Source organism: Methylomonas lenta (assembly GCF_001644015.1).
In the GTDB taxonomy this organism is placed as follows: domain Bacteria; phylum Pseudomonadota; class Gammaproteobacteria; order Methylococcales; family Methylomonadaceae; genus Methylomonas; species Methylomonas lenta.
Map to the genome: position 1 here is coordinate 1 of NZ_LUUI01000153.1, position 24,444 is coordinate 24,444.

Consider the following 24,444-nt stretch of genomic DNA (forward strand, 5'->3'; position numbering starts at 1 on the left):
CTAGCTTGAAATTTTCCGCTATGTATAGATCCAAATGACTATCGTTTGTAAAGCACGCTGTTATTGATATTCAACCATGTCTCTGCCAATTAGCTTGACATAGTTTTACCGGTCTCTCGAAGTGGAAGCTCACCCACCTCTGGAGATTCTAATGAAAGCTGATCACCATACAAGCAGTTGGCTGTTTGAAAGCCAATTGGCACCCTTCGTTGATGCATTTATGCTGCACTTGTTTGATTGCCGCTATGCATCCAACACCATTAATAATTACCTTGCCGGGCTGACGCATTTTGCGCACTGGCTCACCAAGAGCTCTATTGATGTCAAAACCATCGACGAAGGGATAATCCAGCATTTTCTGGATGACCATCTGCCAAGCTGTTGCTGCGAAAAACCGGCATTCTCTGATGCCAAAGATTTACATGCGGCACTGGGACATTTACTGGTACTCCTGAGAGCTAGTGCCATCATCGCTGACCCATCGATAGGCCAAACGCCGGTAGATAAGGAACTGAGACGATTCGATGATCACATGAACCACGTCCGTGGACTCGCTGCCAAAACACGTAAACACTATCTTTCTATCGTTCGTTGCCTGCTTTTGGCGCAGTTTGCCGACCAAGCAGTGATGATTGCCACTATCAAACCCGATCAGATTCGTCAGTTTATAGCCAGCCAAAGTGCACGATGTGCAGTGCCTTCCAGTATCAGCGCACCGGTTTCGGCGTTACGCAGCTATTTTCGGTATCGTGTCACGTTGGGCGATTCAGTTCATCATTTGATAGGCGTCACCTGTTTTCCGGCCAACTGGCAACAAGCTTCACTCCCAAAGACATTGACCAAGAGTGAGGTCGAACGCTTGCTAGGCGCACTTGTGCATGATGGACCGGCGGCGCTCCGAACAGCCGCCATCGTTCATTGCGCATTGGATCTAGGTTTGCGCAGCAGCGAGGTAGCTTATCTTGGTCTGGATGACATTGATTGGTCGGCGGCGACGATCACGTTACGAGGCACCAAGGGGCGACGTGAAGCTGTCATGCCCTTGCCAGCGGCCACCGGTCAAGCGATTGCCGATTACCTGATGTATGAACGACCACCTACCAGCAACCGCGCGGTGTTTGTGCGTAACGTGGCGCCACGCGATCAGCCCGTTGGCCCTGATCTTATCCGGAAATCGATCCGCCAGGCTTATGCGCGTGCGGGTTTGCCTTACACGCGCTCGCATCTTTTGCGGCATACCATGGCCAGTAGACTCCTGGAAGGCGGTAGTTCCCTCAAAGAAGTGGCGGATGTTTTACGTCATCGCTCGCTGAATACCACACTGGTTTACGCCAAACTCGATAGTAAAAACCTGGCTACGGTGGCCTTGCCTTGGCCTGGGAGTGTGTCATGAATGCAATCATCACGATGGAAAGCCATGCCAAAAATTACCTGAACGAAAGAAGGCAACTGGGTTTTGGTTTACGTAGCCCAGGCTATACCGTACTCAGTTTTGCGCGCTACATAGATGCGCTGAATAGCCAAGAACCGCTGACTGTCGAGATGATGGCTGATTGGGCTCGACAAGACCTGGGACATAGCGATGATCCTGCCACGTGGGCAAGGCGGCTGAAGAAGCTGCGTTCCTTTTGCCGTTATCTCCAACAATTTGAACCGCGTACCGAGGTGCCCGACGACAGCATATTTGGCCGAGTCGGTCAGCGATTGGCCCCGCATATTTATAGTGAGCAGGAGATCATTGATTTACTGGTCGCCGCGCATAACCTGGATTCCTTTATTCCAGGCTTACGAGGCGCCACCTACGAGACACTGTTTGGTTTAATGGCGTCCACTGGCTTGCGGATTTCTGAAGCTTTACATCTGCTGGATTCGGATGTCGATCTCAAATTGGGATTGCTGTCCATCCGCAAAACCAAGTTTGCCAAATCACGCTATGTACCGCTGCATCCGACTACTATAAAGGCGCTAAAACAGTATCGGGTACTAAGAAACGCCAATATTCATGTAACAGAGGATACGACGTTTTTCATCAGTACCCGGGGGCGACTTCTGGGGCATCGGTTGGACTCTCGACAGGTTCGGCGGGTATTCATCGGATTACGCAACCAATTGGGTTGGATCAATCGTGGTGCTCACAATGGCCCGCGTATTCACGACTTGCGGCATACTTTTGTCGTCCGCCGTGTACTGCTATGGCAAGCTGAAGGTATGGATGTCGATCGACAGATGTTAGCTTTGTCCACCTATGTCGGACATGCCATGATCACTAATACCTATTGGTATCTCACGGGCATCCCTGAGCTCATGGCAGTAGCAGCACACAGCTTTGAAACCTTTGCCCAGCTACCGGAGATGGGCCATGACTGAAATAACAGCACCCCACCCGCTATCCTTCTCTGCTTTGGTTCAGCAGTTTTTTACCGAATATCTGGTCAATCAACGTGCCATGAGTCCACGTACGATTGCGTCGTACCGGGACGCTATGTTGCTATTCCTGGATTTCGCGCAGCATCGCCTGGGGAAAATGCCGACAGCACTGAATCTGGCCGATATTACGCCGGATTTGATCCTGGCCTTCTTGGATCATTTGGAACAACAACGCCACAATGCGGTGCGTAGCCGGAACTTGAGGCTAACAGCATTGCGCGCATTTTTGAAATTCGCCGCCCGACGTGATGTGTCGTCTTTTTTTGTCATTGAACAGGCGCTAGGTATCCCCATGAAACGGTTCGAACGCCCCATGCTGGGCTTCTTGAGTCGTGAAGAAATGTTGGCGATCTTGGGTCAGCCCGGCGAAACCTGGACATCCCAGCGGGACCATCTATTACTGACTCTGCTTTATAACACCGGTGCGCGTGTTTCCGAAATCATTGGCGTCAAGGTCGGCGATGTCGTCATGGGCGAATCGGCTTGTGTCCACTTGCGTGGTAAGGGCCGGAAGCAACGCTCGACACCTTTATGGAAAAGCACGATCCAGGAAATCCGAGCTTGGTTGAAACGAAATCCAGTATTAGGTGCTGATGCCGCGTTATTACCCAACCGTGATGGCAATGCGATGACACGATGCAATGTTACCCAGCGACTCAATATTGCAGTCACCCGTGCAGCCCAGACTATCAGCAGTCTCTCCAAACGAAAGATATCACCACATATCATTCGTCATACCACGGCCATGCATCTGCTGCAGTCTGGCGTGGCTTTTAACGTGATTGCATTATGGCTGGGACATGAGAGCACGACGACTACCCATCGGTATGTTGAGGCCGACTTGGCAATGAAGAGCAAGGCTCTGGCGAGACTACAGGCACCAGAAATAACAAATTGCCGCTACCATCCTGATGATAAATTGATGCAGTTTCTTCAGGCGCTATAACTATGTAAAGCGTGCTGCCAGTAAAGTCAGGCAGCGCGCGGGTTATAGGGCAAAATAAATTGTACCTACACATAGTTGGGCACTATACATAGGGGTCGATTGCAGGCATTGTCAGTTCAAATCTGCTCTTTTCTATTATGTCAGTCTGGTAAACCTACCACACGAATACCGCGCATTTGGCGATAACCTATCAACGGCATAATCCCAGCCGCGAACAGGGCATTGGCTTGAGACTCAGTTAAAACCGATTCTGTCCCCGGTTGTAGTATTTGTTCGCCATCCTTAGCAAAACTAAACACCGGAATATCGCTAAAAAATAGCGCATCCGGCGAACTGCTTGGTTGCGAAGTTCTAATCAGACTGCGGGCGATGATAAAGGCCGGGCAACCCCATAATAATTCTTCAGGTTGTGGAATATTTTCGCACTCTTCAAAAGCAAACTTTTCAATTGGATCTAGTTTTTTGCCATAAGGCAAACGACATAAAAAGCGTGGGTAAGCCAGCATGATTCTATCTGCGCCAATGTCTGCTAAATATTGCATATTGGATTCGTCAGCCAACACTTGGTCGGCGGCGGCCAAGAAATAGCCACCGCATGCGATGGCTAGATCGTTGCAGTAAGCCAGCAATTGACGATCCTGAGCAGTATCAGAAAAGCTACAGTCTGCTACCAGCAATACATCCGGTTCTTCGTCACTAGCCTGGATATGTTGTAACAATGTCTGGATTAATTTCTGACTGTCATTTTCAAATTGCTCAGCTAATTCGGTCTGCGACATATCCACTAGAAAAAACTGCTGTTCATCGGCAGACTCTTCATTTAGCAGAGCCTGGGTAGCCAACCAGAGTGCTTCCAGACGCTGAAAATTAGAGTGATGCAAAATGACTCGCGCACACTGAGTCAGAGTTTGATCAATGATTTCAATCAAATTTTGAAACTGCGGCTCGGCGCTCTTGCTAACGAAAGGCGCGACCATATGCTGGATTAATTGATCAACCGTATTCTCTGTTTGGCCGGGCTGCTCAGATTTTTTACCCAACAATCGCTCAAACATTTCATCCTGACTTTCCTCGGTAGTATGCGATGTCTCGTCAGGCGGGCTCGCTGATGCCGCAGGCAACAATGCCTGTATTTTTGCGGCGGCCTGGGCAGCGGTTACCGGGTTGCTCAACTGCCTTTTCAAAACTTGTAAATCGACAATAATCTTGACTTTATCCAGCCAGACATCCGGATGAAAATCATCCAAAGATCCAAATTGAAGCTGCATGCAGGAATCGATGTTGGCAGTCGGCATGATTTTAGACATTACCTGATCGAAGCTGTCGCTATTAATGCTGTGAATTTTGCGTTGCTCCCAACAAACATCACTACACCCAGAAAAGCCACCCAAGATATAAATCCGGTAGCGGCTATCGAGATTCCGTTTATTTGTTACGGTGGATGAGTTAAAGCCCATCGAAAAATCAATTCTGCCAGACATGGTTTCTCCCTGCATTTGCTCAATTCGGCCTAAAAGACAGCACCAGAGCGAGCTAATCCAATGAACGCCCTAATGATAGGGCCATGCACATTCGCAGCATGGCTAGCCATACGATAACAGTATCACTGCTGTTTGATGATAAAATCTGTTGCTCTTTTAATTACCGGTTTTCACGCCCCATGAATGCTCCTGCCGCACTTTACGAATCGTCGCTTCCGCATCTTAAATTGCTCGGCCGCGGCAAAGTCCGCGACATGTACGAGATTGATGACAGTCATTTATTAATTGTCACCACCGATCGAATGTCGGCGTTTGATGTCATCATGCCAGACCCGATTCCTGGCAAAGGCCAGGTTTTAACTCAGGTTTCCAACTTCTGGTTTGAAAAAATGCAGGACATCATCCCCAATCACCTGAGCGACGAACTTACTCTGGAACAAGTCATTCCTGATGCTGCTTTACGTCAACAAGTGGCAGGTAGAGCAATTATCGTCAAACGCTTGAAGCCCTTACCGGTGGAAGCCATCGTCCGAGGCTATTTGATCGGTTCGGGCTGGAAAGATTATTTAGCCAGTGGCGCTGTGTGCGGCATTGAATTACCTAAAGGTTTGCAACAAGCCCAGCAACTGCCGGAACCGATCTATACGCCATCAAGTAAAGCCGAAATGGGCAAGCATGATGAAAATATTAACTTTGCGGACACTGTAGCTTTGATGGGTCAAGATATTGCCGAGCAAGTTCGTGACGTCAGCATCAAGCTCTACATGACGGCAGCAGAATACGCCCGCCAGCGCGGCATTATCATCGCCGACACTAAATTTGAATTTGGCCTGGATGATAACGGCAAATTATATTTGATAGACGAAGCGCTGACCCCCGATTCCTCCCGCTTCTGGCCTGTTGAGCAGTATCAGATCGGCATCAGCCCACCGAGTTTCGATAAGCAATATCTACGTGATTACCTGGAAACCCTGGACTGGAATAAAGCTGCGCCCGGCCCTAAGTTACCGGCTGAAGTTTCGCAAAAATGCGCGGATAAGTACCGAGAAGCGCAGGAAAAATTGACCGGCAACTAAGTAATACCTTCACAAAAAAGCCCGCATTGAATTGTCATCAATGCGGGCTTTTTCAGGCTTTAAGCTTTTTAAAAATCAATCATCTGCATCTAATTCTTCAGCGGCTAATTTTTTTCCGGGTAAATAATTAGGCGCCACACTGATTATAATGGTCAGGAAAGTTGCAATATAGGGCACCGCCTGTACTGCCAAAACAGCTATCCAAAGACGACCACTGTCATTGTCGAACTGCGGTTCCATCCGCATGGCAACGATGCCGGCAATCAACAAGCTCATCAGTAACAGCTCCTGCCAGATCACCAATAAGCCTGCAATCAAGGGGCCTTGCTCTTCATATTTAGGGGTGCGCATAAACGGCTTGCCCGATGTAAACAAGCCTTGCAAGGTACCCAGAGCCACGGTATGCGTCAGTGACAAACCGGCAAGGGCTGCGCCAAGGGCATGAAAGGTAGAGCAAGCGACCCTAGCCTTGTAAAGCCAAAGGCCTCGCAAGACTTTAAACAAAAACAAGCCTATAGTCGGCAACAAGAAGGCTTTAATGGGCAACTCACTATGCAACGGATTAAGGATCAACATAGTGGTCAAAATCAAACTGGCGATGGTAAATAGCAACGCCAAGGCATCCGAAAACCAAGGCAACCAGCCTGCCACAAAGTAATATCGTTGAGCAGACGTGAGTGCTGACTTTTTGTTGGGCAAAAAGTGCCGCCAATGTTTTTTGATGATTTGCATCGCACCGTATACCCAACGAAAACGTTGCGTCATATAGCCCGAGAAGGTATCCGGCATCAAGCCTTTGCCGAAGGAGTCTTTGCAATATACCGAGTCATAACCTGCCTCATACAAACGCAAACCTAACTCACTGTCCTCGCAAATACACCACTCACCCCAGGCGCCTACCTTATCAAAGGCTGACTTACGCACCATGGTCATGGTGCCATGCTGAATAATGGCGTTAAACTCATTGCGCTGTACCATGCCGATGTTGAAAAAACCCGCATATTCCCAGTAGCACATATCTTTGAATGCCCCTTGATTCGCATCGCGATAATCTTGCGGCGATTGCACAAAACCGACATTTTCCTGGTCGAAGTACGGCACCATAGACTTCAGCCAATCCGGGGATAAAATGTAATCGCTATCGATGACGGCAATAATTTCGGCGTCTTCGGCAGTGTTGGTGAGTGCATAATTGATAGCACCGGCCTTGAAACCGGGCCAATTATCTAAATGGAAAAACCGAAATTTTGCCCCCAAACGATCACAATCCGCCTGTACTGGTTGCCAGACTGCCGGGTCTTTAGTGTTGTTATCCATTACTAAGACTTCATAATTCGGATAATCCACTTTTGCCAGTGCATTCAGGGTTTTCCGCACCATTTCCGGCGGTTCGTTATGAATCGGTAAATGAATGGAGACTTTGGGATACTTAAAGTCGGCATTAGGTGACAATGGCGCAAAGGTTCGACGCCCCTTACGATGCCACAACACTTCAGCCAACTCCAGACTTTCGGTCAGCAACACTAAAATTGCCATGGCCTGCATCATTAACAAAATGCTCCAGAACACCACGGAAAAACCGGTTTGATACTGAGAAGCCGCGATAGAAGCCGACCAAAACAGCACGGAGGCTGCCAAGTTAGCCACGACACCAAATAACAATTTACCCGGTAATTTCAAGCTTTTACGGGTAAATAAAAATGCCGTCATCAAAATAACACTGAGTATTGCGGCACCGGTAGCAAAGTTACGCCACATCGGATTAGCCACCACTCCACCTTCCATAGGAAACTTAGGTAGTCGATCGGCATTGAACAAGCCCCAGTAGGCGCCAGCGGTACCTTCTAGCTTGATCTTCCACGGCTGATCGAAGGCTTCAATCACATAGTAAACAATGTTCTCTGCTTTGGCTCGATTGAGAAAAGCCCGCAAAAATTTGGCTTCATCGACCAAAGATGCCTTTGCGGACTTTTGTGGCGGTCCATCGGAAGGCCAACCCGCTTCGGTAATGATAACCGGCTTGCTTGGATACAGCTCTTGCACTTCGTAATAACGTTTAAAAACGTACTCTACTGCGGAATCGCCTTTAGCGCCGAACGCCAAATCAACCGGCACGGCTTCCCAGTAAGGCAAAATATGCACGCCTATATAATCAACTTCATTTACCAGCGCTGGATTGGCCGCCCAAATATCCCAAGTTTCAGAGGTACTAACGGGCTTCCAGGTGCGTTTTTTAACTTCTCTAATGTAATTGATCAACTGATTAGCTTTTTCAGCTACTTTTGACTTTATTTCAGTCTCGATCTTGTCATTTAGTTCCTGATCACTGATCTGGCCTTTGAACTGTTGCCTCACTTGATCGGCGGTCGGGCCACTTATTTTGGAACGATATCTCAGCAAGGCCTCGTTGCCGACCAAAGTCCGTAAAATAGCTTTCGGATACTGGTTAGTCAGATTGATGAGGCTTTCTATCTCGCTGCGATTTTTGTCTTCAATCTTCTGCTTTTCTTCTTCAGTGGCATTATCGTCAACTAAATCTATCCAAGCGCCCATGGCCACGTTAATCTTATTTTTTGCAGCCAATTCCGGCACTACTTCCATGCCTTCTAATGAGGTATAAGTTCTAATCGAATGAACTTTATCTGATAGTAATTCTATGTCCTGTTGGATTTGTTCTCGAGTTGGATAATTTTTCTTATTAGGATCAAAATCCTTGCGCAACCCGTTATAGGTCACCCCCATCATGGTGCTACTCCAAGAGGGCATATTCAAAGGATCGTTGACATAGGTCCAGATGGCTACGTTGACAACCACTAGGAAAATGAGGGTAAATAATGTTGCAATTTTGGCTTTCATTTCGAGCAAAACACTCCAAATCAGGAAGAGGTGGTATTACAGAATACTAGCAATTCGCTACTTAACTTTGCTGGCAAAGCTACACTAGCTTTATGGTAAATCGTTGTAAGATTATTACCCAGCCGTTCATAATCGACAGCCATAAAAAACCCGCAAAACCAAACCTAAACATGATATGCAACCAGGGACTTAGCCCCTACTTGGCACCGCTGTATTTAGGTCTGGATTAAGCGGGATTATTAAAGAATAACGTTATTTCAAGGACAAAGTTTCTGCACGACCGACGATTTCGATATTTAACTTGTCTTCCTTTAACAACCAGCCAATCGCACGCTGAACTTCATTTTTACCCAACCCGGTTTCGGTTGTGACTTTAGTGACACTGGCATCACCATTTTCTTTCAGAAAATGCCAGATCTTACCCGCTGCTTCACCTATTACATCGCTCATTTTAACACCTCACATTTCAATAAAAAAATTAGCCTGCTCGACTCCGCTATTTACGGATACATTGTAACTGAAGAATTACTTTTCATCCGGCAGCACAATGTTCAACTCCAGCGTTTCCTGATTGCCGTCCTGCTCAAAATTAACAGTAATAGCATCCTGACCAACGTTGATATATTTGCGAATCACTGCTAGCAATTCCTGTTGTAATTGCGGCAAATACGAAGGCTGGTTACGAGACGCTCGCTCATGGGCAACCAGAATTTGTAATCGCTCTTTGGCTAAAGAGGCCGTATTGGGCTTCGATGATCTGAAATAATCCAAGAGACTCATCACTTACCTCCGAATAGCTTGCCAAACAAGCCTTTCTTCTCTTCCTCAATAAAACGATGCGGTTTGTCTTCCCCAAGATAGCGGGCAACGATATCAGCATAAGCCTGACCTGCATCGCTTTGCTCATCCAGAATCACTGGTGTGCCTGAGTTAGAGGCGTTCAACACCGATTTTGACTCAGGAATAACACCCAATAAATGCAACGATAAAATTTCCTGCACATCCTCGACACTTAACATTTCTCCCAGTTTGACCCGGTCTGGGGAGTAACGTGACAGCAATAAATATTCTTTAATCGGCTCTTCACCTTTTTCGGCACGGCGCGACTTGCTCGATAAAATACCCAGCATACGATCCGAATCGCGCACAGAGGAGACTTCAGGATTAGTCACCACAAAGGCATCATCGGCAAAATACATGGCTAGCGTAGCGCCTCGCTCGATACCAGCGGGTGAATCACAAACAATGTATTTAAAATCCTTGGATAACCCTTCCAGAATTTTGCCGACACCTTCCGTGGACAATGCATCTTTGTCACGTGTTTGTGAAGCCGGCAAAATATAGAGCTGATCGCAACGCTTATCTTTGATTAATGCCTGGTTCAGCGTCGCTTCGTTATTGATGACGTTGACCAAATCGTAAACTACCCGCCGCTCACAACCCATGATCAAATCCAGGTTGCGCAAACCCACATCAAAATCGATAACTGCGGTTTTATGGCCTCTTTTTGCCAGGCCCATTGCGATAGCCGCACTGGTTGTGGTCTTACCCACACCACCTTTTCCTGACGTTACGACAATAATTCTGGCCAATGTTATTCCTCCGAAAGAAGCTTAAATATCTTTAATAATGAGTGTCTGGTTTTCCAGGCTGACTTGCACCGGCTTATGTGCAATTTCCGCATCTAAATCATCACTGAGCTGATAAATCCCGGCAATAGAAATTAATTCGGCTTGTAGATCGGAACAAAAAATCCGGCTTTCAGTATCACCTAAAACCCCCGCCAATGCTCGCCCACGCAATGTACCATAGACATGAATATTGCCTTCGGCCATGATTTCGGCGCCCGCACTGACGGTAGCCGTTACGATTAAATCGCCTTTTGCGTAAACTCGTTGCCCAGATCGCACCGGCTGCGTGATCAGTTTATTTTCCACCGACTGCTCGGGCAGTTGCTCATTGTGTACTTCCGGCACTGCCAAGGTTTTTGTAGTTGGATTGTTATTGATTGGCGCATTGGTGCCATGCATGGAATGCACGGGTAAATTTAATGCCAGTGCTGCATAGTTTTGTTTTTCAGTACCACCGCGGATACCTATAGGTAAAAACTCAAGCTCTCGAATCAACGCAACAAGCGCCGGCACTTCAATATCCAACTCCTGATCATTTAATTTTTTCAAATCAATCAGTAATGGAGAGTGCTTAAAAAACTCCGGCGCTTGGGCTACTTTTTCCTGTAACTGATGTTGTATATGCGTTAAATCGGTACTAGCCAACAATAAAACAGGGACTGTCAGCGATGTGCTTTTAAACTCTAAAGCTACTTTTTGCAAAGGAGGAGGACTGATTGACATAGAGTTTTCAAAGTGGATCAACTAATTATGATTGGAAATACTAACATCTTCCGCCGGAAAAAGCATATTTGAACTTAGAGCAAGAACAGGGTTGCCAATCCCAAAAAGGCCATGAATCCAACAACATCGGTCACCGTTGTCAGCAACACGCCGCCCGCCAAGGCCGGATCTATCCCCAGCTTATCCAAAGCAACGGGAATAGTCACCCCAGCTAGCGCGGCACAAACCAAGTTAATCAACATTGCCGAACCCAATAACATGCCCAAATGCAGATCATGAAACCAAATCCCGGCCACGCAGGTCACTACTATGGACCAAAAGACGCCATTTGCCAGACCGACCGAAACTTCTTTGGCTAACAACCGCATGGTGTTTCCGGCAGACACCTGTTGCAAGGCCAAACCACGTATCACCAATGTCAGTGTTTGACTACCGGCGATACCACCCATGCTGGCAACAATCGGCATCAACACTGCCAATGCCACGATTTGCTGAATGGTATCTTCAAATAAATCAATCACCCAGGCTGCTAAAAAGGCGGTCATTAAGTTAATCCCTAACCATACCGCGCGGCGCTTGGCACTGGTCATAACCGGTGAAAACATATCGTGCTCTTCGGTTAAACCGGCCATTCCCATCAGTGAGTGATCCGCTTCCTCCCTAATCACATCCACTACATCGTCTATGGTAATGCGTCCTATCACTTTGCCATCGTCCGCCACCACGGGCAATGATAACAAGTTGCGCTGTTCAAATAACATCACCACATCTCGACTGGGCATACTATAGATGACGCCTATACTCTGACCATCCATGACATCAGCTACTTTTTTATGCGGATCACTGGAGAAAAACTGACTTAAGGGTAAAACGCCCAGAAACTGTTCATTGCGATCGACAACGATCAGGCTATCAGTGCCTGCCGGAATTTTTCCTCGCTTCCTTAAGTAACGCGTCACCACATCCAAGGTTACATCGGCGCGAACCGTCAACACATCCTGCGACATTAAGCCGCCTGCGGTGTGCTCGCTGTATCGGAGAGTGTTTTCAAAACGGCTTCGATTCAGGGTGCCGATAGTTTCAATCACTTGCGATAGCAATGGCTCCGGCAACACATGTAACAAATCGACCATGTTGTCAGAACCCAGATTTTCACAGGCTGCAATCAAATCATTACGATCGGTAATCTTCAACAAACCGCTGCCGACTTCGATATTAACTTCGACCAGAATCTCGCCCATCACGTTCGGAGGAATCACCGCCCAAATTTTCGCGCGCTGCTCTGGCTCCAGGGATTCCAAAATATGTGCTGTTTCGGCTGGATAAAGCGAATGCACCAGATTTCTGATTTCAATCTGAGAGTCTTTATCCAGGATTTTGCTGACTCTATCCAGTAGTTGTTTGCTGTTTTCTATTGGTAATGATGACATAGTATGCTAATAAAACTTTAGGCGGGCCTAGTCGTGCTAACGCAACTCACGATGCCTGACGATGACATTCGGGATTTTGCTCTTAAAATACTGGCTAAGTGCCTCAACTAAAAAAACCGAGCGATGTTGTCCTCCTGTACAGCCTATGGCTATAGTCAAATAACTTCTGTTATCTGACTCAAAGCGAGGGGCCCATCGTTCAATAAATTGACCAATATCCTGCAAAAACTCTTTAACAATTACTTCGTTTTCTAAAAAATCGATTACTGCTTGATCCTTGCCATTGAAACCACGCAATTCCGGTGCCCAGTAGGGATTAGGCAAACTGCGGGCATCAAATACAAAATCCGCATCCAGCGGTATGCCGTATTTAAAGCCGAACGACTGGAACAATATCGATAAATTGCCCTTACCCTTTTCACCCAGGCGATTTTTTAACAAATCCCTTAGCTGATGGTAATGCGTAAAACTGGTGTCGACAATAATATCGGCATGTGCAGCCACTGGCCGCAAAACTTGCTGTTCAATCTCCAAGGCCTCACGTAAAGGCCTACTCGCAGTTGTCAATGGGTGGCGGCGGCGAGTTTCGCTGTAGCGTTTGAGGATGATATTTTCCTCAGCCTGCATATACACCACTTCGCATTCAATCCCTTTGCTGCGAATAAATTTAAGCTTTTCAGGGAAATCCGCCAGATACTCGGTCTGATTGCGCGCATCAATACCAATTGCGGTTTTTTTATACGTTTCCCTATCTTCCAGCATGACATGGTCAATAAAGTCCTGTAGCAACGCTACCGGCAAATTGTCGATGCAGTAATAACCGCAATCTTCCAATGTATCCAGAGCAATACTTTTTCCTGAGCCGGATAATCCGCTGATAATGACCAATTTCATAAAATACCTAAATTAGAGCGAAATTGAATTCCGCTCTAATTAAAAAGCCTTGCTGTTTAACGACGTTCTTGTGATTTTTCTTTGTACTTGACGACCTGTCTATCCAACTTATCAATCATGTTGTCGATAGCTACATACATATCTGCCTGGGTGTCATCAGCATAGAGCTTAGCGCCACTGATTTGCACGGTAGCCTCTGCTTTTTGCTCTAACTTTTCAACCGTCAAAATAACGTGAACATCCACCACATTATCGAAATGACGTTTCAATTTGCTGAATTTGTCCTCTACGTGGGCTTTCAATGCCTCGGTGACTTCTACGTGATGACCTGTGATACTGACTTGCATGGAAATACTCCTGTTTATAAAAAATGTGCTTCCCGATTAAATTATATGTGCCTTTTCCGCTGGCTAGTCGAAGGAATTGACATCGCCTCGCGGTACTTCGCAATAGTGCGTCGCGCGACGTTGATTCCTTTCTCATTCAATAAGTCTGATATTTTACTATCGCTTAATGGCTTAGCTGGATTTTCATTACCCACCAACTCTTTTATCAGTGCTCTGATTGCCGTAGCAGAACACTCGCCTCCTCCGTCGGTACTAACATGACTGGAGAAGAAATATTTAAATTCGATTACACCCTGTGGGGTGTGCATGTATTTTTGCGTGGTAACCCTGGAAATGGTCGACTCGTGCAAACTCAGCTCTTCGGCAATATCCCGCAATACCATGGCTTTCATGGCAATCGGTCCGTGATCGAAAAACTCGCCTTGCTTTTCAACAATACTGGTAGCCACTCGCAGCAAGGTATCGTTACGACTATGCAAGCTTTTGATAAACCATCGCGCTTCTTGCAAATGACTTTTCATGCTGACATTATCTTGGCTATTGTCAGCTCGCTTGATCATACCTGAATAAAACGGGTTGACGCGTAACTTGGGCGCGATATCAGGATTCAGTGTCACCAGCCATTGGTCTTTGACTTTGCTGACAAACACATCCGGCACCACATATTCCACATCCATTTCCTGTAAGCGCGCACCTGGCTTAGGGTCCAGACTTCTGATCAAAGCTAACACGGCTGTCAACTGCTCTTCACTAAAACCGACGCGCTTGATCAGTCGCGCTTGATCGCAACTGGTTAACAACTCTAAATGTCGACAGACAAAATCCACTGCATCATCTAAAAAAGCCGTCTGATCAGGTAATTGTAACAATTGCAAACGTAAACAATCCGCTAAATCCAACGCTCCCACGCCAACCGGATCGAAATTCTGAATCATATGCAACACAGCCTGCACTTCATCCATTTCCAAATCTTCCAGCTGCTCCAATAAACCTTGGTGGATATCACTCAGGTCACTGGAGACATAACCATCCTCATTAATGGCATCAATGATAGCCACGGCGATAGCGTAATCGCGTTCCGAGACATGGGTCAATTCAAGCTGCCAGATTAAATGATCCTGTAAAGTTTGAGTTTTACCACGGAAACTCTCAAATTCAGTGTTGTCGCCGGAATTATCCCCAGCCGGCAAACTACTTTCGTAAACATCATCCCAGCTGACATCGACCGGTAATTCGTCCGGCATATCTGTTTGCGAGCCTTCACTGGTGACTTGGTCATTGTTATCGGCCTTTTTTTCCCGATATTCCAAGGTCGGCAATTCATCTTCCTCAACCTCCAACATCATGTTGGATTCCAGTGCTTGCTGGATTTCCTGCTGTAAATCCAGTGTCGACATTTGCAACAGCTTGATCGCCTGCTGCAACTGCGGCGTCATGGTTAGACTTTGACCAATTCGTAGCTGTAAAGATTGCTTCATTAAGAATTCGACTCTATAAACTAAATTTGTCGCCCAGATACACTCGGCGAACTTCTTCATTATCGACGAGTTGTTGCGACCGCCCTTCCGCAATGACTTGTCCAGAATTGAGAATATACGCGCGATCGCATATTTCCAGTGTTTCCCGGACCTTATGTTCGGTGATCAATATACCAATCCCCCGATCTTTCAAATGTGCAATGATTTTTTGCAAATCCAGCACCGAAATCGGATCAACCCCAGCGAAAGGCTCATCCAGCAAAATAAATTGCGGATCAGACGCCAAAGCCCGAGCAATTTCCACCCGTCGGCGTTCACCGCCCGACAATCCCAGCGCCAGCTGATTTCGTAAATGACTGATACCAAACTCACCGAGCAACTCATCAATCAGTAATTCGATCTGTCCATCTGTTAGCTCAGCCCGTATCTGTAATACCGCCCGCAAATTATCGGCCACGCTTAATTTGCGAAATACCGATGCTTCCTGGGCCAAATATCCTATACCCAATCGCGCCCTTCGATGCATGGGATGATGCGTAATACGCTGGTCATCCAGATAAATTTCCCCCGCATCCGCCTTTATCAGCCCTACCATCATGTAAAAGCTGGTGGTTTTGCCGGCGCCATTAGGCCCTAATAGCCCCACCACTTCGCCTGTGTTGACATGTAAACTCACACCATCAACCACATTACGCCGGTTATAGCTTTTGTAAAGTTGCTCAGCAATCAATCGCGCCATATTTAGTACGCCTATTTCGCCTTCGGTTTAATAACCGAATGTACTCGCATACCATCGGAACTTTTCTCGCCGGCTTTCAGCAAAGAGTTTTTAGTATCGTACTCGATATATTCACTGGATTGCTTAGCCTCGCCTTGCCAAACCGAAGCTTGCTTCATAAAAATTAAAAGATTTTTATCAGGATAAAATTCGTTAATCAAACCCTCGCCATACATTTTATCCTTACCTTCCCCCGGTAATTGTTCAAATTTGGAAGGCCTACCGGTGGACACCAATTTGATGATATCTCCGTCTTTCAAATACACCACCAGCTTGTCACCATCAATTTTGATGCTGCCTTGTGTAGCCGTCACATTACCCGTATAGGTGCTGACTTGTGCATTTTCGTCGTAAACGGCGCTATCAGACTCGATATAAACGGGCTGTTCGGAATCAGACTCCAGCGCAAATGCAGCCTGTGCACAAAACAATAAACCCCAACCGATAAAATTACTTAATTTCATAACGCCCTTTAACCTTGGACAATAATTTCAAGTGAATTGGCTTCGCAAAAGTAACTTCCATACCGGTTCCAGATGTTTGATTGGGCGGACTAACCAGATCGGCCCAAGCAGATGTTTCCGCATAATTAATTGACAATTTAACCCGCAAATCCGATGTCGTCACTTTCAGTGCAGATGAATTTGCAGAAGCTTCTCGACTAATCACAGCATGCCCATTTAATTGTAGATTATCACCATCGGCAGCCATGATGCCGCTAGCGGATTTAATCACCCAGGGTGCTGTATCAGGGTTATACAAGCTCATCACCGGCTGCTGCAAATGCGTTGCACCATCTGTTTTGAAGTGCTCCATTTTATCGGCCCACAATTCACTTTTCGCTACGCCATTCTGATCCATTTCTTTTTTGTAATAACCCGAGCTAAAAAAGTCAGGACTATTTTCCGCCACTTTTAGTTCTGCTTTGCGCTGTTCATAAAATTGCTGTAACCACCAAGAAAATAAAGCTGCAGCCGTTACATAAAAATAAAACTGATATTTATCCCAAAAACTCATAAATAAGTTTGCAACATTGCATCAAAAGTACCCTGTACCTGCATGATCAGGTCACACACTTCGCGCACAGCGCCTTGGCCTCCGGCAATCTGCGTACACCAATCAGCACGCTGTTTAACCGCAAAATGCGCATCGGCAACCGCCACCCCAAACCCGGCTTGCACCATGATAGGCAAATCCAGCACATCATCACCAACATGTGCGACTTGCTTCGGGCTTAAATTTAGATGTTGCAAGATTTCAGCAAAAGCCGCCCGTTTATTCTCATGCCCTTGATAAACCAGCTGAACACCCAGCGTTTGCATTCTAATGGCCACAGAATTTGATTTTCGACCGGAAATAACCGCTACTTCCACACCGGATTGTCGCAGCAGCTTGATGCCATGTCCGTCACGCGCATGAAAACACTTATATTCCTTACCATTATCATCAAAAAACAAACGTCCATCGGTTAAAACCCCGTCCACATCCAGAATCAGCAATTTTAATTGTTTAACTTTTTCTAATTGTACCTGAGTCAAATTCAACATAAGGCTCCTTAAACAATGCCGGCCCGCAGCAAATCATGCATATTCAATGCACCTTGCAAATTTTTATTTTCATCCACAACCAACAAGGCATTAATTTTTTTCGTTTCCATAATCTGCATCGCTTCGGCTGCCAAGATATCAGCCTGAATGACAGTACAGGGTCGGGTCATAACGTCCGCAACCGGCGTTAGATGCACATCCAGACTTTTTTCCAGCATGCGCCGCAAATCACCATCAGTAAAAACTCCTATCACATATCCGTTGTGATCAACCACGGCAGTCATGCCTAATTTTTTTTCAGTCATTTCCAATAAAGCTTCACTGACGGGTACGGAATCAAACACTCTCGGCACCTCGGCACCTTGGTGCATGATGTCACTCACCTGTAGCAATAAACGCCTACCTAAACTACCGCCAGGGTGAGATAACGCAAAGTCATCACGGGTAAAACCTCTTTTTTGTAACAAAGAAATCGCCAAGGCATCCCCCATCACCAATGCCGCCGTGGTACTGGAAGTCGGGGCCAAACCCAACGGGCAGGCTTCCTGTTCGACCTTCACATCAATGTGAGCGGTGGATAGTTTAGCCAATGTCGACTTAGAATTACCGGTCATAGCAATCAAGGGAACCCCAAGCCGCTTAATAATAGGCAAAATTGTCAATATTTCTTCGGTATTACCGGAGTTGGACAAAGCCAATACCACATCCTGGCGGGTAATCATACCCAGATCACCATGACTGGCCTCAGCTGGATGCACAAAAAATGCCGGCGTACCGGTACTCGCCAGAGTCGCGGCAATTTTACCCGCAATATGCCCGGATTTACCCATGCCAATAACAACAACCCGGCCCTTGCAATCCAGCAATAAATGACAGGCCATGACAAACTGGTCATCAATACGATCAGCCAACTGGGCAACTGCTTGCATTTCGGTGTTGATTACCGCTACCGCCAATGCACGAATATCCTGATCACGTATCAAACCCATTAGCCGTTAACCCGCATTAAAAGGTATCATTATTGCATGTTATTAAGCACGTTTTCACCCCAAGTCATTGACTTATTCTCAATGCCTCATACAAAATAGCAAACTTAAATCAAAAAATTCTTGTATTCTCGGTAGATGCCCAATAGCACCAGCTCAAAAAACAACATTGTCACCATTAAAAATCTGACCTTTTCCCGAGGTAGCAGGAAAATTTTCGATGACATCAGCCTATCCATTCCACGCGGCAAAGTCACAGCCATCATGGGCCCAAGTGGCACAGGAAAAACCACACTGCTCAAACTGATTGGTGGCCAACTTTACCCGAACGCAGGTCAAATACGCGTGGATGGTCATAACGTCCACCGTCTTAAAACCAAAGATCTTTATACCCTGCGTAAACGAATGGGCATGCTATTTCAAAGCGGCGCTTTGCTGACCGACATGAATGTTTTTGACAATGTAGCGTTTCCATTACGCGAACATACTCATCTACCGGAATCGATGATACGCAGCCTGGTGCTAATGAAATTACATGCGGTGGGTTTACGAGGCGCCCGCGATCTTATGCCGAGCGAATTATCCGGCGGCATGGCCAGACGAGTTGCCCTGGCCCGCGCCATTGCGCTGGATCCGCTGATGATCATGTATGACGAACCCTTTACCGGTCAGGACCCAATTTCCATGGGCGCCTTGGTACACTTGATTAAATCACTCAATACCACCTTGCAACTAACCAGCATTATCGTTTCGCACGATGTGCATGAAACAGCCGCCATCGCTGATTACATTTATGTTTTATCAGACGGTAAAATCGTTGGTCAAGGTACGCCGCAAGAGCTGGAAAAATCCGACTCAGCCTGGGTGCAACAGTTTATGCACGGCGATGCCGATGGCCCGGTGCATTTTCATTATCCAGCTATCGACTACCTCGACGACTTGTTGACTTCCAAATAACCCGGACCAATCATGTTTGAATTTTTAGAACATCTAGGGAAAGACACTCGCAACAGCTTCGCTAAATTGGGCCGCGCAACGTTTTTCCTGATCCATACACTGACCGGGATTGGCGAAGTTTTGCCACGACCCAGCTTATTGATGAAACAAATGTATTCAGTGGGCGTGTTGTCTTTTTTAATTATCGCCATTTCCGGCCTGTTCGTCGGCATGGTATTAGGCCTTCAGGGCTTTTATATTTTGTCTGATTTTGGCGCTGAAGAATCGCTAGGCTTAATGGTTGCAGCCTCCCTGGTAAGAGAACTGGGGCCAGTGGTATCTGCACTCTTGTTTGCCGGCCGCGCCGGTTCTGCGTTGACCGCTGAAATTGGATTAATGAAAGCAACAGAACAGCTGTCCGGCATGGAAATGATGGCAGTAGACCCGATTAACCGCATTATTTCACCGCGTTTTTTGGCTGGCATCATTTCCATGCCGTTATTGGCAGCCATCTTCAGCGCCGTTGGCGTCATCGGCGGTCACTTGGTGGGCGTAGGTATGCTAGGCGTTGACGACGGCGCCTTCTGGGCGCAAATGCAATCAGGTCTCGACTTCAATGAAGACATTATCAACGGCATCATCAAAAGCATAGTGTTTGGTTTTGTGGTGTCCTGGATTGCACTGTTCGAAGGCTACGACACCATTCCCACTTCCGAAGGCGTCAGCCGAGCCACCACCCGCACTGTGGTCAATTCGGCATTTTCGATTCTGGGACTCGATTTTATTTTAACCGCCCTCATGTTTGGAGACATTTAACATGCAGCATTCAAAAACGCAGGACACAATGGTCGGACTTTTTGTCGCCATCGGCATTGCTGCCCTGTTTTTCATGGCTCTACAAATCAGCAACCTCGGTTCTTATAGCAGTGGCGACAGCTACACGATCAGCGCCAACTTCCAAAACTCTGGCGGCTTGAAGGTCAAATCACCGGTGTCGGTCGCTGGTGTAAAAATTGGCCGGGTCTCTTCAATCACCTTAAACAATGAATCGCACGAAGCTGTGGTAGAAATGCGTATTGAAGCTCAATACAACAACCTGCCCGACGATTCAGGCGCCAGCATTTATACTGCGGGTTTGCTGGGGGAACAATACATTAGTATTGACCCTGGCTCTTCTGAGGACTATCTGCAGGATAAAAGCAAAATTGACATCACCAGCTCGGCAATTGTGCTGGAAGAAATGATCGGAAAATTCATGCTGAATAAAGCAGAAGGCAAATAATGGCTAGATTGACCTTGGTAGAGCAATCACCCGGATATTTCACTGTAGAAGGCAACTTAACCTTTGCCAGTATCGACCAACAATCCCTACAGTCTTTTAAATCACTGAAAGGTATCGATACTATTTGCATCGATTTAGCAAAGGTCGGCACCACCGACAGCGCAGGCTTGGCTTTAATGATCGAATGGATTAAACAAAGCCGTTTGATACGCGCTCAACTCAGATTCAAAAACATCCCAGATCAACTTTTAGCGCTCGCCAAACTGAGCGGTTTTGACGAAACTGAATATTACTCCGGCAGTGCATCGAGCACCGCCCCTAACAATGTAAACGATATCCATGGATAAATTACTGATTACCGGCGGCGGGCCGCTTAACGGCGAACTGCGCATTTCCGGCGCCAAAAATGCTGCCCTGCCGATTCTGGCTGCGACTTTATTGTCTGACTGCCCGGTTAGCATAGGCAACGTCCCACACTTGCACGACATCACCACCACCCTGGAACTCCTGGGTCAAATGGGTGTGAGCCTGATGGTCGACGAAAAAATGAACGTCGAAGTCGACTCCAACACGATAGACAAATACGAAGCGCCATACGACCTGGTAAAAACCATGCGTGCCTCCATTTTGGTGCTTGGCCCCTTACTGGCGCGTTATGGCGAAGCTCATGTCGCGTTACCCGGTGGCTGCGCGATCGGCACACGGCCGGTAGACATTCATATCGACTCCCTGATTAAAATGGGTGCCGACATTCAAGTGGAGGCTGGCTACATTCACGCCAAAGCCAAACGCTTGAAAGGCTGCCATCTGGTGCTGGACAAAATCACCGTAACCGGCACCGAAAATATTTTAATGGCAGCCACGCTGACAGAGGGCGTCACCATTATCGAAAATGCCGCTAAAGAGCCTGAAGTATCGGATTTAGCCCATTTCCTCAACAAAATGGGCGCCAAAATCAGTGGCATAGGCACCGACATCCTGACCGTTGAAGGGGTAGAAAAACTGGGCACGCCCGGCTTGCATTACGATATTCTGCCGGACCGCATCGAAACCGGTACCTACTTGGTTGCCGGCGCCATCAGTCGTGGCCGGGTCAAATTAAAAAATACCGACCCCAAAACACTGGATGCCGTTTTAGTCAAACTGATAGAAGCCGGCGCCGAAATTACCACCGGCGACAACTGGATAGAGCTGAACATGCATGGCAATCGTCCGAAAGCGGTTAGCGTCCGTACGGCACCTTACCCTGCATTCCCGACTGACATGCAGGCACAATTTTGTGCGATGAATGCCGTCGCCGAAGGCGTGGGCTTGGTTACCGAGACGGTATTCGAAAATCGCTTCATGCACATACAGGAAATGCAGCGCATGGGCTCGCAGATCAAACTGGAATCCAACACCGCCATCATCACCGGCATAGACAGACTTACGGGCGCGCCCGTGATGGCGACCGACCTTAGAGCCTCCGCCAGTCTGGTACTGGCTGCCCTGGCTGCCGATGGCGACACCCTGGTCGATCGTATTTATCATATCGACCGCGGTTACGACCACATCGAAGAAAAACTAAATCAACTTGGCGCTATTATTCGCCGCGTACCTAACTAACTATCGACTTAAATCATGCTGACCATAGCCGTATCCAAGGGCCGGATTTACGAAGAAGCCCTGCCGTTTTTGCAACAAGCCGGCATTACGCCGATTGATGACCCAGACAAAAGCCGCAAACTCATCTTACAAACCACCCGCCCGGATGTACAACTAGTGATCATCCGCGCCACCGACGTACCCACCTTCGTCGAATACGGTGCAGCCGACATGGGTATCGCCGGCAAGGATGTACTGCTCGAACACGGCGCCGAAAGCCTGTATGAACCTCTGGATCTTGGCATTGCCGGTTGTCGCCTGATGACTGCCGGCCCGGTCGATGCACCGCCGGTGAAAGGCCGTTTACGGGTGGCCACCAAATACGTCAAAACCGCGCAACGCTATTACGCCGACTTAGGCATACAGGCCGAGATCATCAAACTGTACGGTTCGATGGAACTGGCGCCACTGGTTGGCCTGGCGGATTGCATCGTGGATTTGGTGGATACCGGCAATACCCTGAAAGCCAACGGCCTGGAACCGCGCGAGCTGATCACCAATATCACCTCACGCCTGGTGGTCAACAAAGCCGCGATGAAAATGAAACACCAAGCCATTCAGGCTTTAATCGACCAGTTTGAAAACACCTTGGCACAACGGCAATCGATATGACTGCGATCAACATGCTCCGTCTCGACAACAGCAACCCTGATTTTGAGCGTGACCTGCAGCAAAGGTTAGCTTGGGATGCCAGCGACGATTTGGACATCCATCAGCGGGTTTTGGAGATCATCGCCAATGTACGTAAATCCGGCGACCAAGCGCTAATCGACTACAGTAACCGCTTCGACCGCACCGATTTCAAAGCCGCCGCCGAGCTGGAGTTGAGCCCGGCCGCACTGAAACAAGCATGGGACAGCCTGCCCGAAGCACAAGCGCAAGCCTTACAAACCGCCGCAGAGCGCGTGCGCAGCTATGCCGAACATCAGAAAATGCAATCCTGGCAATTCACCGAAGCCGACGGCACAGTGTTGGGGCAAAAAGTCACTCCACTGGATAAAGCCGGTTTGTATGTTCCAGGCGGCAAAGCCTCGTATCCATCCTCGGTACTAATGAACGCCATTCCGGCTAAAGTCGCGGGCGTCGGCGAACTGATCATGGTCGTCCCCACGCCGGACGGCGAAACCAATGCCATGGTGTTGGCGGCAGCTTATATCGCAGGCGTGGACCGGGTATTTACCATAGGCGGCGCCCAAGCCGTAGCGGCGCTGGCTTATGGCACCGAAACCATACCGGCAGTAGATAAAATCGTCGGCCCCGGCAATATTTACGTCGCCACTGCGAAAAAACTGGTCTTCGGCCAGGTCGGCATCGACATGATCGCCGGCCCGTCGGAAATTCTGATTATCTGCGACGGCCAAACCAACCCGGACTGGATCGCAATGGACCTGTTCTCGCAAGCCGAGCACGACGAAAACGCCCAATCAATTTTAATCAGCGACAACGCCGAGTTTTTGGATCAGGTGGAAGCTAGCATCAACAAACTGCTACCGGACATGGAACGGGCCGACATCATTCGCGCATCAATGACGGGGCGCGGCGCGTTTATCAAAGTGAACAATTTGTCGGAAGCCACCGAAGTCGCAAACCGCATCGCGCCGGAGCATTTGGAATTATCGGTCGCCGATCCGGAAGCCCTGGCCGCGCAAATCCGCAATGCCGGCGCCATCTTCATGGGCCGTTACACGGCGGAAGCCTTAGGCGATTACTGCGCCGGCCCCAACCACGTGCTACCGACCTCCAGCACCGCGCGTTATTCCTCGCCACTGGGCGTGTACGACTTTCAAAAACGCAGCAGTTTGATCAATTGTTCCGCTGCCGGTGCTTCGGAGCTTGGTAAGATTGCTTCGGTGTTAGCGCGGGGGGAAAGCTTGACCGCTCATGCGCGGTCGGCGGAATATCGGATTTAGTTGGCGACTGGCGATTCGGTTGGATCGCTGGTTTTTGTTCTCGTTCCCACGCGCTGCGTCACTGCCATTAAG

At 47.8% G+C, this 24,444-nt stretch carries 26 protein-coding genes; 11 read left to right on the top strand and 15 right to left on the bottom strand.

The genetic code is table 11. The features are described 5' to 3' along the window. Window positions 1-151: 151 nt before the first annotated feature. Genes A1359_RS19165 through A1359_RS19175 form a run of 3 tightly spaced genes read left to right on the top strand, consistent with a single transcriptional unit; the run spans window position 152 to window position 3,373 of the window. Window positions 152-1,393 (top strand): site-specific integrase, encoded by a 1,242-nt coding sequence (locus tag A1359_RS19165; RefSeq protein ID WP_066987204.1) that lies wholly within the window; start codon window positions 152-154, stop codon window positions 1,391-1,393. Next, window positions 1,390-2,367: a tyrosine-type recombinase/integrase gene (locus A1359_RS19170; RefSeq protein ID WP_066987207.1), complete on the top strand. Its 978-nt coding sequence runs from the start codon at window positions 1,390-1,392 to the stop codon at window positions 2,365-2,367. The genes A1359_RS19165 and A1359_RS19170 overlap by 4 nt, the downstream gene beginning before the upstream one ends. Then, window positions 2,360-3,373 (top strand): tyrosine-type recombinase/integrase, encoded by a 1,014-nt coding sequence (locus A1359_RS19175; RefSeq protein ID WP_066987210.1) that lies wholly within the window; start codon window positions 2,360-2,362, stop codon window positions 3,371-3,373. The genes A1359_RS19170 and A1359_RS19175 overlap by 8 nt, the downstream gene beginning before the upstream one ends. A gap of 140 nt (window positions 3,374-3,513) precedes the next feature. On the opposite strand, the gene A1359_RS19180 is transcribed toward A1359_RS19175, so the two are convergent. Then, window positions 3,514-4,854 carry a type VI secretion system contractile sheath domain-containing protein gene (locus tag A1359_RS19180; protein WP_066987213.1) on the bottom strand — a complete coding sequence of 447 codons (1,341 nt, stop codon included), beginning with the start codon at window positions 4,852-4,854 and terminating at the stop codon, window positions 3,514-3,516. Between the two features lie 179 nt (window positions 4,855-5,033). On the opposite strand from A1359_RS19180, the gene A1359_RS19185 reads away from it, so the two are divergent. Further along, a complete protein-coding gene (locus A1359_RS19185) occupies window positions 5,034-5,930 on the top strand; it encodes a phosphoribosylaminoimidazolesuccinocarboxamide synthase (protein WP_066987278.1) in 897 nt (298 codons plus the stop codon). Between the two features lie 75 nt (window positions 5,931-6,005). On the opposite strand, the gene A1359_RS19190 is transcribed toward A1359_RS19185, so the two are convergent. From A1359_RS19190 to A1359_RS19255, 14 genes are all read right to left on the bottom strand, one after another. Next, window positions 6,006-8,786 (bottom strand): glycosyltransferase, encoded by a 2,781-nt coding sequence (locus A1359_RS19190; RefSeq protein ID WP_066987215.1) that lies wholly within the window; start codon window positions 8,784-8,786, stop codon window positions 6,006-6,008. A gap of 252 nt (window positions 8,787-9,038) precedes the next feature. Next, window positions 9,039-9,236: a winged helix-turn-helix domain-containing protein gene (locus A1359_RS19195; RefSeq protein WP_066987218.1), complete on the bottom strand. Its 198-nt coding sequence runs from the start codon at window positions 9,234-9,236 to the stop codon at window positions 9,039-9,041. Window positions 9,237-9,311: 75 nt separating this feature from the next. Then, complete coding sequence (gene minE / locus A1359_RS19200) at window positions 9,312-9,566, bottom strand: cell division topological specificity factor MinE (RefSeq protein ID WP_066987221.1); 255 nt, start codon at window positions 9,564-9,566, stop codon at window positions 9,312-9,314. Further along, the gene (minD, locus tag A1359_RS19205) at window positions 9,566-10,378 is read right to left on the bottom strand and encodes a septum site-determining protein MinD (RefSeq protein WP_066987224.1); all 813 of its coding nucleotides are present in this window, start codon (window positions 10,376-10,378) and stop codon (window positions 9,566-9,568) included. Before minD ends, minE begins: the two co-directional genes overlap by 1 nt. A gap of 21 nt (window positions 10,379-10,399) precedes the next feature. Then, on the bottom strand, window positions 10,400-11,140 hold the full coding sequence (gene minC / locus A1359_RS19210) for a septum site-determining protein MinC (protein ID WP_066987227.1): 741 nt from the start codon (window positions 11,138-11,140) through the stop codon (window positions 10,400-10,402). 74 nt (window positions 11,141-11,214) lie between these two features. Next, the gene (mgtE, locus tag A1359_RS19215) at window positions 11,215-12,570 is read right to left on the bottom strand and encodes a magnesium transporter (RefSeq protein ID WP_066987230.1); all 1,356 of its coding nucleotides are present in this window, start codon (window positions 12,568-12,570) and stop codon (window positions 11,215-11,217) included. Window positions 12,571-12,606: 36 nt separating this feature from the next. Further along, the gene (gene rapZ, locus A1359_RS19220; RefSeq protein WP_066987233.1) at window positions 12,607-13,464 is read right to left on the bottom strand and encodes an RNase adapter RapZ; all 858 of its coding nucleotides are present in this window, start codon (window positions 13,462-13,464) and stop codon (window positions 12,607-12,609) included. A gap of 56 nt (window positions 13,465-13,520) precedes the next feature. Beyond that, window positions 13,521-13,811: a ribosome hibernation-promoting factor, HPF/YfiA family gene (hpf, locus tag A1359_RS19225; RefSeq protein ID WP_066987236.1), complete on the bottom strand. Its 291-nt coding sequence runs from the start codon at window positions 13,809-13,811 to the stop codon at window positions 13,521-13,523. A gap of 41 nt (window positions 13,812-13,852) precedes the next feature. Continuing rightward, a complete protein-coding gene (locus A1359_RS19230; RefSeq protein ID WP_066987239.1) occupies window positions 13,853-15,289 on the bottom strand; it encodes an RNA polymerase factor sigma-54 in 1,437 nt (478 codons plus the stop codon). 13 nt (window positions 15,290-15,302) lie between these two features. After that, a complete protein-coding gene (lptB, locus tag A1359_RS19235) occupies window positions 15,303-16,028 on the bottom strand; it encodes an LPS export ABC transporter ATP-binding protein (RefSeq protein ID WP_066987241.1) in 726 nt (241 codons plus the stop codon). 11 nt (window positions 16,029-16,039) lie between these two features. Beyond that, window positions 16,040-16,531 carry a lipopolysaccharide transport periplasmic protein LptA gene (gene lptA, locus A1359_RS19240; RefSeq protein ID WP_066987244.1) on the bottom strand — a complete coding sequence of 164 codons (492 nt, stop codon included), beginning with the start codon at window positions 16,529-16,531 and terminating at the stop codon, window positions 16,040-16,042. After that, window positions 16,518-17,084: an LPS export ABC transporter periplasmic protein LptC gene (gene lptC / locus A1359_RS19245; RefSeq protein WP_066987247.1), complete on the bottom strand. Its 567-nt coding sequence runs from the start codon at window positions 17,082-17,084 to the stop codon at window positions 16,518-16,520. Before lptC ends, lptA begins: the two co-directional genes overlap by 14 nt. Next, the gene (gene kdsC, locus A1359_RS19250; protein WP_066987250.1) at window positions 17,081-17,614 is read right to left on the bottom strand and encodes a 3-deoxy-manno-octulosonate-8-phosphatase KdsC; all 534 of its coding nucleotides are present in this window, start codon (window positions 17,612-17,614) and stop codon (window positions 17,081-17,083) included. Before kdsC ends, lptC begins: the two co-directional genes overlap by 4 nt. Before the next feature lie 8 nt (window positions 17,615-17,622). Next, the gene (locus tag A1359_RS19255) at window positions 17,623-18,603 is read right to left on the bottom strand and encodes a KpsF/GutQ family sugar-phosphate isomerase (RefSeq protein ID WP_066987253.1); all 981 of its coding nucleotides are present in this window, start codon (window positions 18,601-18,603) and stop codon (window positions 17,623-17,625) included. Window positions 18,604-18,738: 135 nt separating this feature from the next. Between A1359_RS19255 and A1359_RS19260 the strand changes: the two genes are divergently transcribed. From A1359_RS19260 to hisD, 7 genes are read left to right on the top strand one after another with little or no spacing between them, the layout of a single operon-like run. Next, complete coding sequence (locus tag A1359_RS19260) at window positions 18,739-19,557, top strand: ABC transporter ATP-binding protein (RefSeq protein WP_066987256.1); 819 nt, start codon at window positions 18,739-18,741, stop codon at window positions 19,555-19,557. Window positions 19,558-19,569: 12 nt separating this feature from the next. Then, window positions 19,570-20,352 (top strand): lipid asymmetry maintenance ABC transporter permease subunit MlaE, encoded by a 783-nt coding sequence (mlaE, locus tag A1359_RS19265; RefSeq protein ID WP_066987259.1) that lies wholly within the window; start codon window positions 19,570-19,572, stop codon window positions 20,350-20,352. A gap of 1 nt (window position 20,353) precedes the next feature. Beyond that, a complete protein-coding gene (mlaD, locus tag A1359_RS19270) occupies window positions 20,354-20,818 on the top strand; it encodes an outer membrane lipid asymmetry maintenance protein MlaD (RefSeq protein ID WP_066987262.1) in 465 nt (154 codons plus the stop codon). Next, window positions 20,818-21,165 (top strand): STAS domain-containing protein, encoded by a 348-nt coding sequence (locus A1359_RS19275; RefSeq protein ID WP_066987265.1) that lies wholly within the window; start codon window positions 20,818-20,820, stop codon window positions 21,163-21,165. The genes mlaD and A1359_RS19275 overlap by 1 nt, the downstream gene beginning before the upstream one ends. Next, a complete protein-coding gene (gene murA, locus A1359_RS19280) occupies window positions 21,158-22,423 on the top strand; it encodes a UDP-N-acetylglucosamine 1-carboxyvinyltransferase (RefSeq protein ID WP_066987268.1) in 1,266 nt (421 codons plus the stop codon). Before A1359_RS19275 ends, murA begins: the two co-directional genes overlap by 8 nt. A gap of 15 nt (window positions 22,424-22,438) precedes the next feature. Beyond that, the gene (gene hisG, locus A1359_RS19285; protein ID WP_066987272.1) at window positions 22,439-23,074 is read left to right on the top strand and encodes an ATP phosphoribosyltransferase; all 636 of its coding nucleotides are present in this window, start codon (window positions 22,439-22,441) and stop codon (window positions 23,072-23,074) included. Further along, entirely contained in the window at window positions 23,071-24,372 is a 1,302-nt protein-coding gene (gene hisD, locus A1359_RS19290; protein ID WP_066987275.1) for a histidinol dehydrogenase, read from the top strand. Before hisG ends, hisD begins: the two co-directional genes overlap by 4 nt. The last annotated feature ends 72 nt before the right edge of the window (window positions 24,373-24,444 follow it).

Bases quoted from the DNA above. Each gene is read 5' to 3' on its own strand.
- A1359_RS19165 (WP_066987204.1), top strand. From the start codon at position 152: ATGAAAGCTGATCACCATACAAGCAGTTGGCTGTTTGAAAGCCAATTG.
- A1359_RS19170 (WP_066987207.1), top strand. From the start codon at position 1,390: ATGAATGCAATCATCACGATGGAAAGCCATGCCAAAAATTACCTGAAC.
- A1359_RS19175 (WP_066987210.1), top strand. From the start codon at position 2,360: ATGACTGAAATAACAGCACCCCACCCGCTATCCTTCTCTGCTTTGGTT.
- A1359_RS19180 (WP_066987213.1), bottom strand. From the start codon at position 4,854: ATGTCTGGCAGAATTGATTTTTCGATGGGCTTTAACTCATCCACCGTA.
- A1359_RS19185 (WP_066987278.1), top strand. From the start codon at position 5,034: ATGAATGCTCCTGCCGCACTTTACGAATCGTCGCTTCCGCATCTTAAA.
- A1359_RS19190 (WP_066987215.1), bottom strand. From the start codon at position 8,786: ATGAAAGCCAAAATTGCAACATTATTTACCCTCATTTTCCTAGTGGTT.
- A1359_RS19195 (WP_066987218.1), bottom strand. From the start codon at position 9,236: ATGAGCGATGTAATAGGTGAAGCAGCGGGTAAGATCTGGCATTTTCTG.
- minE (WP_066987221.1), bottom strand. From the start codon at position 9,566: ATGAGTCTCTTGGATTATTTCAGATCATCGAAGCCCAATACGGCCTCT.
- minC (WP_066987227.1), bottom strand. From the start codon at position 11,140: ATGTCAATCAGTCCTCCTCCTTTGCAAAAAGTAGCTTTAGAGTTTAAA.
- mgtE (WP_066987230.1), bottom strand. From the start codon at position 12,570: ATGTCATCATTACCAATAGAAAACAGCAAACAACTACTGGATAGAGTC.
- rapZ (WP_066987233.1), bottom strand. From the start codon at position 13,464: ATGAAATTGGTCATTATCAGCGGATTATCCGGCTCAGGAAAAAGTATT.
- hpf (WP_066987236.1), bottom strand. From the start codon at position 13,811: ATGCAAGTCAGTATCACAGGTCATCACGTAGAAGTCACCGAGGCATTG.
- A1359_RS19230 (WP_066987239.1), bottom strand. From the start codon at position 15,289: ATGAAGCAATCTTTACAGCTACGAATTGGTCAAAGTCTAACCATGACG.
- lptB (WP_066987241.1), bottom strand. From the start codon at position 16,028: ATGGCGCGATTGATTGCTGAGCAACTTTACAAAAGCTATAACCGGCGT.
- lptA (WP_066987244.1), bottom strand. From the start codon at position 16,531: ATGAAATTAAGTAATTTTATCGGTTGGGGTTTATTGTTTTGTGCACAG.
- lptC (WP_066987247.1), bottom strand. From the start codon at position 17,084: ATGAGTTTTTGGGATAAATATCAGTTTTATTTTTATGTAACGGCTGCA.
- kdsC (WP_066987250.1), bottom strand. From the start codon at position 17,614: ATGTTGAATTTGACTCAGGTACAATTAGAAAAAGTTAAACAATTAAAA.
- A1359_RS19255 (WP_066987253.1), bottom strand. From the start codon at position 18,603: ATGGGTTTGATACGTGATCAGGATATTCGTGCATTGGCGGTAGCGGTA.
- A1359_RS19260 (WP_066987256.1), top strand. From the start codon at position 18,739: ATGCCCAATAGCACCAGCTCAAAAAACAACATTGTCACCATTAAAAAT.
- mlaE (WP_066987259.1), top strand. From the start codon at position 19,570: ATGTTTGAATTTTTAGAACATCTAGGGAAAGACACTCGCAACAGCTTC.
- mlaD (WP_066987262.1), top strand. From the start codon at position 20,354: ATGCAGCATTCAAAAACGCAGGACACAATGGTCGGACTTTTTGTCGCC.
- A1359_RS19275 (WP_066987265.1), top strand. From the start codon at position 20,818: ATGGCTAGATTGACCTTGGTAGAGCAATCACCCGGATATTTCACTGTA.
- murA (WP_066987268.1), top strand. From the start codon at position 21,158: ATGGATAAATTACTGATTACCGGCGGCGGGCCGCTTAACGGCGAACTG.
- hisG (WP_066987272.1), top strand. From the start codon at position 22,439: ATGCTGACCATAGCCGTATCCAAGGGCCGGATTTACGAAGAAGCCCTG.
- hisD (WP_066987275.1), top strand. From the start codon at position 23,071: ATGACTGCGATCAACATGCTCCGTCTCGACAACAGCAACCCTGATTTT.